12 protein-coding genes and 1 tRNA gene are annotated in these 14,378 nt (G+C 71.7%); 5 read left to right on the top strand and 8 right to left on the bottom strand.

Going from position 1 to position 14,378, the window contains the following annotated elements:
- Position 1 precedes the first annotated feature (1 nt).
- Positions 2 to 511: a mycothiol transferase gene (locus tag Acy02nite_RS20010; protein ID WP_203742671.1), complete on the top strand. Its 510-nt coding sequence runs from the start codon at positions 2 to 4 to the stop codon at positions 509 to 511.
- 56 nt (positions 512 to 567) lie between these two features.
- On the opposite strand, the gene Acy02nite_RS20005 is transcribed toward Acy02nite_RS20010, so the two are convergent.
- On the bottom strand, positions 568 to 2,151 hold the full coding sequence (locus Acy02nite_RS20005; RefSeq protein WP_203742669.1) for a GGDEF domain-containing protein: 1,584 nt from the start codon (positions 2,149 to 2,151) through the stop codon (positions 568 to 570).
- A 91-nt stretch (positions 2,152 to 2,242) separates the two neighbouring features.
- Positions 2,243 to 3,754: a fibronectin type III domain-containing protein gene (locus Acy02nite_RS20000; RefSeq protein ID WP_203742668.1), complete on the bottom strand. Its 1,512-nt coding sequence runs from the start codon at positions 3,752 to 3,754 to the stop codon at positions 2,243 to 2,245.
- Positions 3,755 to 3,831: 77 nt separating this feature from the next.
- Between Acy02nite_RS20000 and Acy02nite_RS19995 the strand changes: the two genes are divergently transcribed.
- Positions 3,832 to 4,719, top strand: coding sequence for a hypothetical protein (locus Acy02nite_RS19995; RefSeq protein WP_203742667.1), 888 nt, complete (start codon positions 3,832 to 3,834; stop codon positions 4,717 to 4,719).
- On the opposite strand, the gene Acy02nite_RS19990 is transcribed toward Acy02nite_RS19995, so the two are convergent.
- The 4 genes from Acy02nite_RS19990 to Acy02nite_RS19975 form a co-directional block, all read right to left on the bottom strand.
- Complete coding sequence (locus Acy02nite_RS19990; RefSeq protein ID WP_203742666.1) at positions 4,714 to 4,899, bottom strand: DUF4236 domain-containing protein; 186 nt, start codon at positions 4,897 to 4,899, stop codon at positions 4,714 to 4,716. The genes Acy02nite_RS19995 and Acy02nite_RS19990 overlap by 6 nt on opposite strands.
- Before the next feature lie 211 nt (positions 4,900 to 5,110).
- Complete coding sequence (locus tag Acy02nite_RS19985) at positions 5,111 to 5,566, bottom strand: RrF2 family transcriptional regulator (RefSeq protein ID WP_203742665.1); 456 nt, start codon at positions 5,564 to 5,566, stop codon at positions 5,111 to 5,113.
- Positions 5,567 to 5,632: 66 nt separating this feature from the next.
- Complete coding sequence (locus Acy02nite_RS19980; RefSeq protein ID WP_203742664.1) at positions 5,633 to 6,514, bottom strand: helix-turn-helix domain-containing protein; 882 nt, start codon at positions 6,512 to 6,514, stop codon at positions 5,633 to 5,635.
- A 209-nt stretch (positions 6,515 to 6,723) separates the two neighbouring features.
- A complete protein-coding gene (locus Acy02nite_RS19975) occupies positions 6,724 to 7,155 on the bottom strand; it encodes an SsgA family sporulation/cell division regulator (RefSeq protein WP_020514863.1) in 432 nt (143 codons plus the stop codon).
- Positions 7,156 to 7,430: 275 nt separating this feature from the next.
- Between Acy02nite_RS19975 and Acy02nite_RS19970 the strand changes: the two genes are divergently transcribed.
- Positions 7,431 to 7,838: a TIGR02611 family protein gene (locus Acy02nite_RS19970; RefSeq protein WP_203742663.1), complete on the top strand. Its 408-nt coding sequence runs from the start codon at positions 7,431 to 7,433 to the stop codon at positions 7,836 to 7,838.
- A 78-nt stretch (positions 7,839 to 7,916) separates the two neighbouring features.
- Positions 7,917 to 7,988 (top strand) — tRNA-Val (locus Acy02nite_RS19965).
- A gap of 483 nt (positions 7,989 to 8,471) precedes the next feature.
- Here the strand turns inward: Acy02nite_RS19965 and Acy02nite_RS19960 are convergent.
- Together Acy02nite_RS19960 and Acy02nite_RS19955 are read right to left on the bottom strand one after the other, a co-directional pair.
- Positions 8,472 to 10,886: a hypothetical protein gene (locus Acy02nite_RS19960; protein WP_203742661.1), complete on the bottom strand. Its 2,415-nt coding sequence runs from the start codon at positions 10,884 to 10,886 to the stop codon at positions 8,472 to 8,474.
- A gap of 46 nt (positions 10,887 to 10,932) precedes the next feature.
- A complete protein-coding gene (locus Acy02nite_RS19955; RefSeq protein WP_203742659.1) occupies positions 10,933 to 11,310 on the bottom strand; it encodes a hypothetical protein in 378 nt (125 codons plus the stop codon).
- A 114-nt stretch (positions 11,311 to 11,424) separates the two neighbouring features.
- Between Acy02nite_RS19955 and Acy02nite_RS19950 the strand changes: the two genes are divergently transcribed.
- Positions 11,425 to 14,298: an AfsR/SARP family transcriptional regulator gene (locus Acy02nite_RS19950; protein WP_203742657.1), complete on the top strand. Its 2,874-nt coding sequence runs from the start codon at positions 11,425 to 11,427 to the stop codon at positions 14,296 to 14,298.
- The last annotated feature ends 80 nt before the right edge of the window (positions 14,299 to 14,378 follow it).

The following is a 14,378-nucleotide window of genomic DNA, read 5'->3' as shown; positions in this document are numbered from 1 at the left end:
CATGACGATCGAGTTTCCGTCGCCTACCCGCCCCGCCGCCGGCACCGCTGACGTCTTCTCGGGCTACCTGACGTACTTCCGCGAGACCCTGCTCGCCAAGGTCTCGGCGCTCCCCGAATCCGAGCGCAGGACCAGCCGCCTGCCGTCCGGCTGGACGCCGGTCGAGCTCGTCAAACATCTGCGGTACGTCGAGCTGCGCTGGATCGAGTGGGGCTTCGAGGGAGTGGCATTCGACGACCCGTGGGGTGACCGCAACGTCGACCGCTGGTACGTCCCGCCCGGGGAGAGCTTCGCCGAGCTCGCCGAGGCGCTGCGGACGCAGGGCGCGCACACCACCGAGGTGATCGCGAAGCACGAGCTGAGCGCCGTCGGCAAGCCGGGGCCGCGCTGGGACGGGGCCGAGCCGCCGACCCTGGAGCGGATCCTGTTCCACCTGGTCCAGGAGTACGCCCGGCACGTCGGCCACGTGGACATCGTGGTGGAGCTGTCGGTCGGCGCCGTCGGCGAGTGACCGCCCCGGCCGCTCGCCGGGACGCCGTAGGACGCCCCGGCGAGCAGGCTGGGGCGTCAGATCACCGTGTCGGCGACCACGCGGTCGCGGCCGTTGTGCTTCGCGGCGTAGAGGTTGCGGTCGGCCTGGGAGAGCAGCGTCTTCACGGCGCCGAGCCCGTCCAGCGAGGTGGTGACCCCGATGCTGGTGGTGACCGGGAGGGTGCCGGTGATCGGCCCCCAGGCGTGCGCCCGGATCCGCAGGCGCAGGCGCTCGCAGCGGACCGCCGCGTCCTCCGGGCCGACCCCGGGGAAGACCAGGAGGAACTCCTCGCCACCCATCCGCGCCGCGAGCGCCGGCCCGGGGGTGGCCTCCTCCAGCAGCTCGGCCACGTTCTGCAGGACGCTGTCACCGGTCGCGTGCGAGAGCGTGTCGTTGACCCGCTTGAAGTGGTCCAGGTCGACGATGGCGAGCGAGATCGGCCCGCCGCCGGCCGCCGCCTCGGCGAGCAGGGCGGGGAGCCGCTCGTTGATGTAGCGGCGGTTGTAGAGCCCGGTCAGCGCGTCCCGATGCGCCATCTCGCGGAAGTGCTCACTGGCCCGCCGCGCCTCGTTGGCCTCGAAGACCGCCTGCAGCGCGCGGGCCCGGGCGTCACGCTGCGCGGATAGCAGAGCGGTGGTCTCGGTGTGGAAGGCGCGGTGCTCCTCGTACGCCTCGGCGTAGCGCCCGGTGGCGGCGTAGAGCGCGGCCTGCTCCTCGCGGATCCGGGCGCGGACCGCGGCCAGCCCGCGCTCCTCGCAGATGCGCAGGTTGGCGTCGAGGGCGGCCTGGGCCTCCGGGTACCGCCCGGCCAGGCGCCGGGCCAGCGCCAGGGTGAGCTGGCACTCGGCGATCGCGTCGCCCTCGTTCGCCGCGACCAGGTCGGCCAGCACCGGGGTGAGCAGCGCCTCCACCTCGTCGTAGTGGCCGCCCATCAGCTCGACGCGGGCCATCGTGTCCAGCTCGTTCGCGCCGAAACGGTGACCCGTCCGGGCCTGCAGCTCGTGCATCTCGGCGACCATCGCGCGGGCGGTGGCCTCGTCGTCGACCTCGTAGGCGCTGTAGACCATGTTGTTCAGCGCCAGGATGGTGTTCTCGTGGTCGCCGCCGGCCACGGTGAGCGCCAGGGCCTCCCGCGCGCGCCGTGCGCCCTCCGCCCGGGAACCCGACTCCTCCAGGGCCACCGACAGCGACATCAGCAGCTGGGCCCGCATGGTGACGGGCCAGTCGTCCCGCATGTGCGCGACCGACTCGACGGCGTGCTTCAGCCCGTCCGCGGAGTCACCCACGTACCGGTAGAACAGTGACAGCTGGCGGTGCGCCCGAGCCAGCAGGTGCAGGGAATGGTGCTCCTCCGCCCAGGCCCGGACGCGGTGCGCGCTCTGCCCGCCCTCACCGATCCGCCCCTCGCGCAGGTCGACCGAGGCGAGCAGCAGCTCGGCGCGCTGGAAGAGCTCCTCGGCACCGAGTTCCCCGGCGCGGCGGCGAAGCTCGGCAGCCGGGTCGCCGACGGTACGGAACTGGGAGTTGGGCCTGCTCTCCAGCTCCGCCACGGCGGCCTCGAGGGCACCGAGCTCGTCGAGCCCGGTGGTGGGGACACAGTTCGCCGTCTCGGTCGTCACTGTCCCTGCTTCCTGTAGTCGCCGTGACGGCCAAGAATCCGGTGCCACGGGAGCAACACGGTTCCCCGCCGGGTGCGATCCGGGTGCACGTTCACCGGGCCGTGCAGACCGGGGCGGAAGAGGCGAGCTGGCCGCCGGGCGTCTGCACGGCGACGGTGAAGCAGTAGTCCTGCCGCTCGTCGAGCTGGTAGACCTCGTAGGTGGTCGCGCCGGGGGAGAGCCGCTGGAACTCGGAAGCCGACTGCCCGCCGCGCCCGCCGGAGATCACCACCGGCCCCGTCGCCGACTCCGGATAACCCCAGCTCAGCGTAACCCCGGCGCCGTTGTCGCGCAGGGTGACCCGCTCCGGGGAACCGGCCGCGCCCGGGCCGGCGCTGAACACGACCGGCCGGACGGTAGCGGTGGTCGCGGCCGGTGACGTGGTGGCGCCGTCCGCATCCGGCAGGGTCATGATCACCACGGCCGCGGCGGTCGTCACGCCGGCCGCCAGCGCCATGGCGAGCAGTGCCGGGTGGCTGCCGCGGCGCCGCCCGGCACTCCCGGGCGGTGGGTCCTCCGTGGTGGTGGCCCGGGCTGCGGCGGCCGGGCCGTGACCCGGCGCGCGGTGCCCGGGCAGCGGCGGCGGGGTGTCGGCGCGGGCGTGCCGGCCGACCGGGTCGCCGGGCAGGATCAGGTCGCTGAGGTAGAACGGCTGCTGGTAGACGGTGCCGTTGGCGTCGGTGGCCAGATTGTCCGGCGGGGGCTGGGTGGCGTCGTCGAGCGTGTCGTCCGGCGCCGGCAGGAACCTCGTGGTCGGTTTCCGGCCGCCCGGATCGGGGACCGTGGGGCGCCGCGGAAACGGCCGGAAGCCGCCCGGCCGCAGCTCGGTGTCGTCGTCGCGCCCCGGCCGGGTCATCCGCCCGCAGGTGTGCCGGCCCGAGCGCTCGCCGGCGACCAGCGCGGCGGCCTGCCGGGTGAGCGGGTGACCGGCCGGCAGGTGCTGCTCGCCCAGACGCAGCGCGGTGGCCAGATGATCCCGGGAGGCGGCGTCGCGACCGCACTCGCGCTCCATGGCGCCGAGCCGGGCCAGCATCTTGATGCCGGCGGGCGAGGACTCACCATGCGTACGCTGGTGGCGGCGCCAGGCACCGGTCAGCCGGGCGCGGGCCGCGGCGCAGTGCCCGGCCGCGTGCTCGGCGGTGGCCAGGTCGGCCTCGGCGGCCAGCACGCGCGGCGAATCCGGGTCGTCGACGTGCGACAGCTCACCGATCAGGTCGTGGTAGACGAGAGCGGCCCGCCCGTACTGCCCGATGCGGTGCAGGACGGCGGCGTGGGTGGCGGCGGCGGCTATCGTGCGCTCGTCGCGCGCGCCGTGCAACTGCTCTTCCGCGGCGTGCGCGAAGGCGGCCCAGAGACGGGCGGACTGCGGGTCGCCGAGCGCGATCAGGACCCGGGCGAAGAGGGCCGCGGCGACGGCCAGCTCGGCGGTGGCGCGGCGGGGGTCGGCGTCCGCGGTGCGCAGGACCTCGGCGAGAACGGCTCGGGCGCCGGTGAGATCGCCGGCTGAGGAAAGGTTCTGTGCCTGGGCGGTGAGTTCGGCGAGCGGAGGAGCCACGTACCTCATAGTGCTCGTGCGAATACCCTAGGTACAAGTCTTGGGGTGCGACGGCCGATGCGAAGTGGACGGGGTAGAACATCCGCATGTCAGTCACCACTGTCAAACGCGAACTGCTGATCCGCCATCTCGAAGCGTGGGCGCCGGCAGCGTTGCACCGCGGGCGCCGTGCCATCTATCTGCACGGATACGCCGACGTGGACGCGGGCGCGAGCGCCGAGGCGGCCGTCCGGGTGCTCGCCGATCTGCCCGATCTGGCCCGTGGGCGCGAGCTGTCCATGGTGGCCGTGGGTGACGACATGACGACAATCACCACGCGGCTCGGCGAGGTTCAACAACAGGCGGGGGCCGGGGCGGGACTGTCCGTTCTTGCCATCGCGGCGCCGGCCGAGGTCGCGTTGCGGGCGGCCGGGGCACGAAACGTACCGGCGCTGGGTTTCCTCGATGCCGGAAGCGCGAGCGAGCCGCCGGCGGTGACCACGGTGCAGGCCCTGTCGGCCGGGAAGCCGGCCGAGGCGCTGCTGGTGCTGCCACCGGAATCGTCGGTGGCACCCTATCGGGACGCGGGGTTTCCGCTGCTCACCGCGGCGGAGCTGGCGACCGGCGACGAGCCGGGCCAGGTGGTGGTGTTCGTGACCGGGTCCGGTAAGAGCCTGGAGCACTTCAAGGAGGCGCTCTGGGCGGTCGACGAGTTCGCCGGGGTGCGGCTGCGCGACCCCGGTGACCCGGAACGCCACCTCATCGACATCTCGCTGCAGCCGCACCCCGGCCCGTTGCGCCGGGAGATCCTGGCGTACCTGGCCGGGGTGGGTGCGGCGACGGTCAGCGACCTGCGCACGTTCGCGCTGACCGAAACGGTCTATCGAGCCGCGGACGCGAACCGCGTCCTGCATCTGATGCTCGAGGCCGGAGTGATCACCCGCGACCCGGACCACGGCCGGCTCGGCGGGGACGTGCTGATCACCGCGTCATGACCGGGAGCGGGACTTGTCCTGCTTCCAGGACAGCGGGCCGGGCAGATCGACGCGGTGCGCGCGGGTCTTGGAGTTCCACGACCAGCGGCCGATCTTGAGGCTCCAGGACGAGAAACCGTTCTCGGTGAAGTTCAGGATCAGCGGACCGAACTTCTTGCGGCTGCGGAAAACGAGGCCCATCGGAACGTCTCCTTCGGGGGGAACAGCTGTGCGATTGACAGCACGTTTCCCGATCGGACGTTTCGACAAACGTCACCACGCGTCAGCTCACGATCAAGCCCATCTCCCGGTACGCGATGAGAGGCCCGTCCCGGTCGGTCGCGCGCCCCGGCTGGCTCTCGGGGTGGTCATCCGAGTCGGACAACCACCCTGAGGACCAGCCGAGAACCCGTCAGCGAGGCTGCCAGGCGTCCGGGCGCGTGGTGAGCTTGCGGACGTGGGCCGGCATCCGGCCGCTGATCAACTCGGCCAGGCTCACCTCGTCGAGCACCTCGCGGACCGCTGCCCGAACGGCGATCCACAGATTCGGCAGGTTTTCCGCGGCACCCGTGTACTGCGTCTCCTCCGGGCGCAGACCGCGCACCCCGGCGAGCGGGCCGTCGACCGCCCGGATGATCTGGCCGATCGTCACGTCCCGAGGTGGATGGGACAACGTGTACCCACCCTCGGCGCCGCGCTGCGCCCGCACCACCCCGGCGCGGCGTAGATCGGCGAGCACCGCTTCGAGGAACTTGCGGGGCATTTCCTGGTCTTGGGCAATGGCCTGGGCGGACATCAGTGCCGGGTAGGCCTGCGCCAAACTGAGCGCTGCCCGGACCGCGTAGTCGCCGCGCGCGGAGATCTGCACGCGACCATTCTGCCTCGCCCGTGCTCGCAGGATGCACATACCCCAGGGCGATATGGGAATTGACCCTCAGTCAGCGGGCAGTCGCTGTCCGGGGATGCCTCCGGATTGCTCGGTGGAGCCGCCCCGGAAGTGCCCCGGACTCAGCCCGGTCTCCCGGTGGAAGAACCGCCCGAAGTTGGTCGGCTCGGCGAAGCCCAGACTCCGGCCCACCTCGGCCACCGACAGATCGGTGGCGGCGAGCAGCCGGCGGGCCTGCAACGCCACCCGGTCGTCGACCACCTGCTTGGCGGTCCGGCCGGTCACCGCGAGGCTGGCCCGGGTCAGCGTGCGGACCGAGCAACCCAGCTCGGCCGCGTAGTCCTCGACCCGGCGGCTGTGCGGATAACCCTCCTCCAGGCGGCGCCGGAACCTCTCGAAGGTCCGCCGCTCCACGTTCGCGGGATCCCCGCCGTCGCCGGCCAGCAGATGGATCCGCAGGAGCAGGGCGGCGAGCTGATGGCGCAGCAGGGCGGCGGCGATCCGGCCCGGCGGGCCGGCCGCGTCGGCCGCGAGGTGGTCGAAGGCGGCGCGGAACACCTCCGGGTCCGGCAGGACCAGTGGTGTCCGGCCCGGCCCATCCGGATCGTCCGGGAACAACCCGGGAAGTTCCTCCGGCCCGAACAGCCCCGGCCGGAAGACGACCGTGGCGGTTCGCGGCGGGGGACTGCCCGTCTCGAAGTGGACAGCCTGGCCCGGACGCACCCAGAGGAGGGTGCCCGGACCGGCGAGGTGTGCGGTGAAGTCGACGTCGGCATGCATGGGCCCCGTGGTCGTCAGCACGAGTGCGTGACACTCGAGCAACCCGGTGGCGGATCCCGCCGCCACCGGCAGGGCGCATGCGCCGACCCCCGCCCACTCGGGCGGTTCACTGGAAGGCGCGCGCTCGGCGCGATGAATGAGTGCTGGCATCGTGCCTGACGGTAACCGTCGATGGACGTCGACGCATCCCTTACTGCACCGACCGGGCTTTTTGTCTGTTTCGTGCCTCGGTATTCGCTATACGTCCGATTCCGATTCCTTTTCGGAGATCCAGACCTTTCCCGGATAAAGGACGACCCGTACGGACCGGCAGTGTCCGTACGGGTCGTCCCTGGCCGCTTTTGTGAACTATCCGGCTGTCACCTACCGGCGAGCAGACGGTTGACCGCCGCGTCCACGTCCAGGTGTTCGGATTCCCGTCCACGAGGCACCACCACGTAGGTGCGTCGCAGGAATCGGACGAGGACGCTGCGCGGCACCTCGAACAGCGCGTTGCCGTCAGGTGACGACAGCGCCAGAGCGACGAAGTCCCCCCTCGGCGTAGCCCACGGCCACACCCGGACATCGCCGATACCGGCCGGCTCGTCGAGGCCGGTGACCAGCAGTTCCCTTGCGAAGGACCAGCTCACGGCTTCCCCACCGGCTGATTCCGCATGGAACAACACATGGACCGCGTACGGGTCCGCCGGGTCGTAGCGCAGACTGGCGCGCACCGGCAGTGCCGTCGCGTCTGGCGCTACGAGCCGCAGCGAGGTCTCGACCTCGACGGTCGTTGGACGAATGGTACTCATGGACGAACTCCCCCCGGCACCGCTGCGAGGCTGGTGAACCCCGCGTTTCCCATACTCAGGTGATCCCTGTCATTACGCTCCGCCATACGCTGATCTCACCCAGTAGTGGGAAGACGGTTCCGAAAACCCCTCCGCGCAGGACGTAAAAAGATATCTTGTCCTGTTCTGCCCATGTACTCGGTCCGCCCGGCGTCGGGTGGTCCAGCAGTTGACTTACTCCGGTAACGTCCATTTGTCCCGGGCGGTGACGGGGCCCCGGGACACTGGGGGATGAAATGGGTGTAAAACCGGACGTGAAGGCTTCCGACGTGCGTCTGCTCGACCGTATCCGTTCCAACTCCACGGGGCGTCTCGCTCTGAAGATCGGCATCGGGGTGCTCGGCACCCTGGTGGTCGCGGTGGGCATCGTGCTGATCCCCTTCCCGGGGCCGGGCTGGGCGATCGTGATCCTCGGACTCGCCATCTGGTCCGTCGAGTTCAGCTGGGCCAAGCGGTTGCTGGAGTTCACCAAGCGCCACGTGTTGTCGTGGACGCACTGGATCGGGCGGCAGAGCCTGGTGATGCGGGCGTTGATCGGTGTCGCGTGCATGGTGTTCGTGGCGTTCATCGTCTACTTCACGGTCCGCTTCAGCCTCGGCATCGACCTGATCCAGGTCGGCCGCGACTTCCTGGAGCGCCACTGACCCGGGCTGCTGTTCCCTCGCGGGGAGCCCCCGGTTTTCGTGGGCCGGCCGCCGTCCGGTAGAGTTCTATCTCGTTGAGGGCGATTAGCTCAGCGGGAGAGCGCTCCGTTCACACCGGAGAGGTCACTGGTTCGATCCCAGTATCGCCCACAAGTATTCTGAGCTGCGAAAAGGCCTGCCGTGATGATCCATTGCGGTGGGCCTTTTGTCATGATTCCGGGAGCAGGCCGGGTTGAGCGCTCCTGGACCAGGATTGCTCTGCTCCACGGTTGACCTCCACCAGGCCGTCGGCCCGGTCGCCGCGCTCACCATCCGCGGGATGCTGCAGACCTTCGTCGCCGGCGGTGGCTCGATCCTGCTGTCCAGCCACGTGATGGCCGTGGTCGAACAGATCTGCGACCACGTCGCGGTGATCGACTCCGGCCGGGGGCACGATCTACGGTGGCACCGCCGAGACCTGGCCGTAGGTACTGGCCCTGCTCGCCGCGACCCTGGGTGGCGGTGCCGTCCCGATACGGCACCAGCGGCAACACCGTGTCGCCTCCGAGCAGGCCGCGGGCGATCCTGCCCCCGACGGGAAACGGACGCTGGAGGACGTCAGTCGGTGATTCCGTCCGCGACGCGCGCGGACGGCTACCGCGTAATGCCGACGCTGATCGGCATGGCGGCGGGCGGCGGGCCCTGCTGGTCGGGCTCTGACAGCCGAAGTACGTGCCCCGGCCAGCCCATCCCAACGGGATTCGGGTCACTGGTCTTGGCTCTGGAGAAGACCGCCTTGACGCGTAGCGTTCGCTTGAGGTCCACGGTGCAGATGTTCTTCTTGGCACCGCTGACGGTTGAGCAGAACAGCCAGTTCACCAGGCAGGAGTCGCAGGGGATCGCGGTCAGGTCGAAGGGCGAGGGGATCGCCGTGAAGTCGTAGGGGCACTCGCCGGAAGTGCAGTCGTCCCTTCCTCGTCCTGGTTCGACGCGGCCTGAGGCGCCCTCACCGTCCACGACGATCTCGACGATCAGGGTGACGACCGCGGTCCCGGACAACTGCGCCGAGAGATCGGCGAAGCCTTGCAAGGGCAGGATCAGCCGTCCTGCGTGCTCACCGATCCGCTGGGGCCGGAACAGCACGGTGAAGGGACAGGTGGCGTGCGCCGGAACGATGCCTCCGCAGGCACCGAAGTCCTCGGAGATCACGAAGGCCGGGTCGGTGACGCGGGGGCGGCCCAGGACCAGGGGCACGTCCCGGCTGTTGCGCACCTCGAACGGTCGCGTCGGCAGCTCCTGGCGCTGGGTGGTGCGGAACCGGTCGAACTCCGCGCGGCTCGGCGTCAGCGTCGGCAGCGGACCGCGGACGGGCGGGACGGTCGGTCCCGTCGTCGTGGGTTGCGATGTCGATGGCGGTGTCGTCGGGGCACTGGGTGTCCGGACGGGTGTCGCCGGGACGGGCGTCGTCGGGACGGGAACCGGCTGTGAACTCTGACCCCGTGGCTCGTCCCCGCTCCGGGCCGCGTCCATGAAGCCGGTCACCAGGATGACGACGGCGACGATCGCCCCGATGACGGCGCCGAGCCGGGCGAGCCGTCCGGGTTGCACACGTCGGCGCACCGCCGGCTCCCGGGCAGGAGCCGGGACGGCCGGGGCCGCCAGCAGGCCGAGGTTGTGGCGGGTGACGTCCGCACCGCGCTCGTCACCGAGCCGGCGCCGCTGCTCCCACGCCCGGGAGAGCTGGCTGCGTGCCTCGTCGGCGTCGCCGCTGCACAGCGCCAGGGTGCCCTGTTCATGACGGAACGCCGCCTCGGCCGCGGTGTCGCCGAGCCGGTGCGCGGCATCGATGCCGATCGTCAGGATGCGCCGACAGGTCGCCCAGCGCCCGGCCAAGGTGAGGATGGGTTCCACTACCTCGACGAGCGTCGCCACCGCCTTCCACTGGCGCCGCTTCGCCATCTCGCCGATCAACGTGACGACCGCCTTGGCCAGCGACAGGGCCTCGTCGGCGCCCGGGTCGGCTGATCCGAGGTAGTCGGCGATGTCCCGGGCGACGGTCGTCATGTCGAACGTACGGAAGAAATGCTCGGCGTTGCCGGAGTCCGCCCGGCAGGTGGGCAGCCCGAAGCGGTCGTTCTCCGTCTCGACGACGCCCAGGTCCCATAGCTTGACCAGCGCCTCCCGGGCCTTGCCCACGTCGCCGACGACGTCCGCCCACTCGGCCGGCACCAGGGCGCCGGCAAACACGGCGAGAAGCCCCAGCACCTGGCGCTCGGTGCGATCCAGGTTGCTCAGGCCGCGCCGGCTCAGCGCTTTGCCGTCGCGCTCGGTGGCGTCCGCGAGGCTTTCCAGAGTCGACTCGTGCCGCCGGACCAGAGCCGCGGCCTGCCGTAGCCACAACGGACGGCTGCCCAGGGCCGCGGCCAGGCGCTCGGACGCCGCCTGCTCGGAGATGCTCAGCTCGCGTCCGAGGTCCCGGCTCAGCAGGATCAGGGCGTCCGGACCGCCGAGCCCGGGGAGTTCGTCACTGATCAGGCCGAGGCCACGGACCGGCTGCTCCGAGCCGACCACGACAGCGCAGGCCGACAGCCGGTCCACCAGCGCGGCCACGGTGTCCTCGTCGTCGGCGTCCAGGTCGAGAGCGACGACCGGCCGGATCTCGGAGAGCGCCCGGCCGGCCCGATGCGGCGTCGCCCGCTCCCCGGGGCCCAGTGCGCCGATCTCCTGGAGCAGACGCTGGATCACGTCGTCCGCGTCCTCACCCGCCGCGACCTGCAGGTAGGTCGCACGCCGTCCGAGCGCCTGCCCGGCGGCCGGCGCCAGATGCCGCAACAGGCGCGTCTTACCGATGCCGCACGGCCCGGAGAAGTTCACCACGCGGCCGTGGCGCAACGCCGTGATGGCATGGGTCACCTGGGCCTGCCGTCCCAGCGGCGTCGCCACCGTCGTCGCCGGGCTGCGCCGCCCCGTGCCGGGAACGGCGGCCGCGCCCTCGCCGCGTCGCCGGACCAGGCCGCCCGCGCCCTCGACCAGGTCGATGTGGTAGTCGCCGTAATTCACAGCCCGCATGACGTCGACCGTCGCCGGACGCTCTTCCGCCGCGCTTATCCGCCGGTTACCGGCCCGCCGGGCGCGCCGGTCCGGTGCCGAGCAGGTCGATCGCCAGGATCCGGTCCCCGGCCACCTCGCAGTACAGCTGATGCTCGATCTCGATGGCGGCATCCCGCCCGTCGCGCAGTGACAGCCGGTAGGCGATGGCGAGCCGGTCCCCTACGGTCCAGGCTTGCGACCGCAGGACGCCGATACTGCCCCACCCGCCGATCCAGACGTTGAAGCGATCGGCGACGGCGCGGGATCCGACCTGCACCACCGCGTCGCCCGGGAAAAGGCCGCGAAGCCGTACCGAGGGATCGAGGCACCGGGCCAGCGCGCGGAAGTCCGGCGTGCAGACGGCGGCGAGGAAGTGTTCCGCGACGGGGGGAGGTTCACGCATCGTCACACCTTCCGATGCCGGCAGTGTCGCGTTGACGATTGCCCGCGTACCTTCCGGTGCGTTTACTCAAGCGCTACTTTCAGCACCAAGGCTCGCCTCGGCAAGGGGGCGGAAGTGGAGTTCGGAGTTCTCGGCCCGGTGAGGGTGACCGACGACGGCATGGATTTGCCGATCGGCGGCCCTCGACACCGCGTCCTTCTGGCCACCCTCCTGGTGCACCCGGGCGCGGTGGTCTCCGCCGACACCCTCGTCGACGTCCTGTGGGGAGCGCATCCGCCGCGCAGCGCACCGGACATGGTGCACGTCCGGGTCAGCGAGCTGCGGCGCCGGCTGAGCTCCAGCCCGTCGCACCGGAGCGGGCTGGTGGTCACCCGGCCGCCCGGCTACCTGCTCGCGGTGGATCATCCGGACACGGTGGACGCCATCCGGTTCGACGCTCTCCTCGCGTCCGGCCGGAAGGCCGCGACCGGCGGAGATCCGCTGGCCGCGGCGGCGAGATTCGCCGAGGCGCTCGGTCTGTGGCGCGGGCCGCCGTTCCCGGAGATCGCCGACCGGGTCTTCCCGCGCGCCGAGATCGCCCGGCTCGAGGATCTCCGGCTGCAGGCCCTCGAGTCGCGCCTCGACGCCGACCTTGTCGTCGGCCGCCACGCCGAGGTCGTGCCGGAACTGCAGGGACTCGTCGTCGAGCATCCGCTGCGGGAACGCTTCTGGTATCAGTTGATGCTCGCGCTGCACCGCAGCGGCCGGTCCGGGGAGGCGCTGGGCGCCTACCGGACCGCCCGGGACCTGTTCGTCGAGGAACTCGGCGTGGAGCCTGGCGCTGCCCTCGCCGGCCTGCACAGCCGGCTGCTGCGGCGGGAGTCGCCGACGCCCGCCGGCGAGCAGCGGACCGCGCCGCACAACATGCCGCCGGCGCTCACCAGCTTCGTGGGCCGGCAACGGGACCTTGCCGAGATCGCGGCGCTGCTCGGCGAGGCGCGTCTGGTCACGCTGACCGGGGTCGGCGGCGCGGGCAAGACCCGGCTGGCGGTGGAGACCGCCGCGACCCTGGTCACGGAGTTTCCCGATGGGGTCTGGTTCGTCGACCTCGCTGCCGTCACCGACCCCCGGCTCATCACCGCGACGGTGGCGTCCGTGCTGGGGGTCAACGAGCACCCGGAGCGCGATCTGCTCGATCAGCTGGTCGTCCGTCTGCGCGGGGCCCGGATGCTGCTGGTGCTCGACAACTGCGAGCACCTCTTCCCCGACGTCGCGGAACTGGTTCGCGGCCTGCTCGGAGCCGTCCCGTCGGTTCGTCTGCTCTGCACGAGCCGGGAGCGGCTGCGCATCACCGGCGAGGTGCTGCACCCGGTGTCCGGCCTCGAGTCCGTCTCGGTCGACGGCAGGACCGACGACCGGGCGGATGCGGTCGAGTTGTTCGCCCAGCGTGCCGCCTCGGTTCGGGCGCGGTTCGAGATGACCCCGGACGTGGCAGCGGCCGTCGGCCGGATCTGTGCCCGGCTGGACGGCCTGCCGCTGGCCATCGAACTCGCGGCCGCCCGGGTGAGCGGCCTCAGCCCGGCGCAGATCGCCGCCGCCCTGAGCGACCGGCTCCGGCTGGTGACCCAGGGCAGTCAGGCTGCCATCCCGCGGCACCGCACGCTGCGCGCCGTCATCGACTGGAGTTACGACCTGCTGGACGAGACCGAGCGCCGGGTTCTCGACCGGCTCGCCGTCTTCGTCGGCGGCTTCACTCTCGAGGCCGCGGACCGGGTGTGCCGCGGCGACGACAAGGACCTCGACCTGGTCGAGACGGTCGGCAGCCTGGTGGACAAGTCCCTGGTGACGGCCGAGGTGTCGGGCGGGCCGGACTACCGCTACCGGCAACTGGAGACCGTACGCGCCATCGGGCTGGACCGGCTCGACGAGCGCGGCGAGACGGCGGCGGTCCGCGAGCTGCACGCCGTCTACTTCACCGAGCTGGCGGCGTCGGCCCGGGACGGGCTCCGGGGCCGGATCCAGCTCACCTCGCTGAATCAGATCGCCGCGGAGCACGGCAACCTCCGTGCGGCTCTGACCACCTGCCTCGACGGAGGGAACGCCGAGTCGGCCGCGACCATAGCCGGCTCGCTGTATCCGTTCTGGGATCTCCGCGGCCACTACCGTGAGGGCCGGGATTGGCTGGCGCGGGCGCTTGCCACCGGCACGGTCTCTCCCCGTACGCGGATCGGCGCCCTGATGGGTGTGGCGACGCTCGCGGCCATTCAGGGTGACGGCGCCGCAGCGCTCGCGGCCAGCGCCGAGGCGGCCGACCTGAGCCGGCGCACAGGAGACGCCGCCGGGCTCTCTCACGCCCTGCAGTACCAGGGTTTCATCGCGACGTACGCGGAGGAGTTCGACGAGGCCACCGTGCTGCTCGACCAGGCCTGGGCCGCAGCCGGACAGGCGGACGCGCCGTGGGAACGCGCCTGGACGTTGATCTTCATGGCGGCCCTGGAGCTCGGCAAGGGGGACTTCCCGCGCGCGGTCGAGATCAGCCTGCACGCCGACCGCGAGTTGACCGCCGTCGGTGACATCGAGGCCCAAGCCTGGACGCAGTCCATCCGGGCGGGCGCGCTGTGGGCGGCCGGACGGCCCGGGGAGGCCGTCACGGAGATGTACGGCGCGGTGCGCGACTTCCGCGACCTGGGCGGACAGTGGGGACTGAGCCTCGCCCTGCTCCTCGCCGGGGTGGTCCTGGAGGCCAACGGGAAGCCGGCATCCGGGGTGCGGATGATCGCCGCGGCGGAGGCGCTCCGCTCCTCCATGGGCGTGACGATCCAGCCGTTCCTCCAAGGCTGGCTCGACCGGACGATGGCGGCCGCCGAGGTCACCCTCGGCGCACCGGCGGTCCGCCGGGAGTGGACGGTGGGCGAGCGTCTCTCGCCGGCCGCCGCGGCGGTGGAGGCGTTGCGCGAGCTGGACCGCGGCTCCGGCGTCGCGGGCCTTGCGCCAGTCGAGGACGGGTGAGCCGTGAAGACATCCTCGCCGGCCCGGCACGGAGGGGCGTGGGGACGGCCTATCGGCGGCGCATCCCCGAACGGTGTACT

Source organism: Actinoplanes cyaneus, from assembly GCF_016862095.1.
Lineage (GTDB): Bacteria > Actinomycetota > Actinomycetes > Mycobacteriales > Micromonosporaceae > Actinoplanes > Actinoplanes cyaneus.
This window is presented reverse-complemented; position numbering and strand designations above follow the sequence as displayed.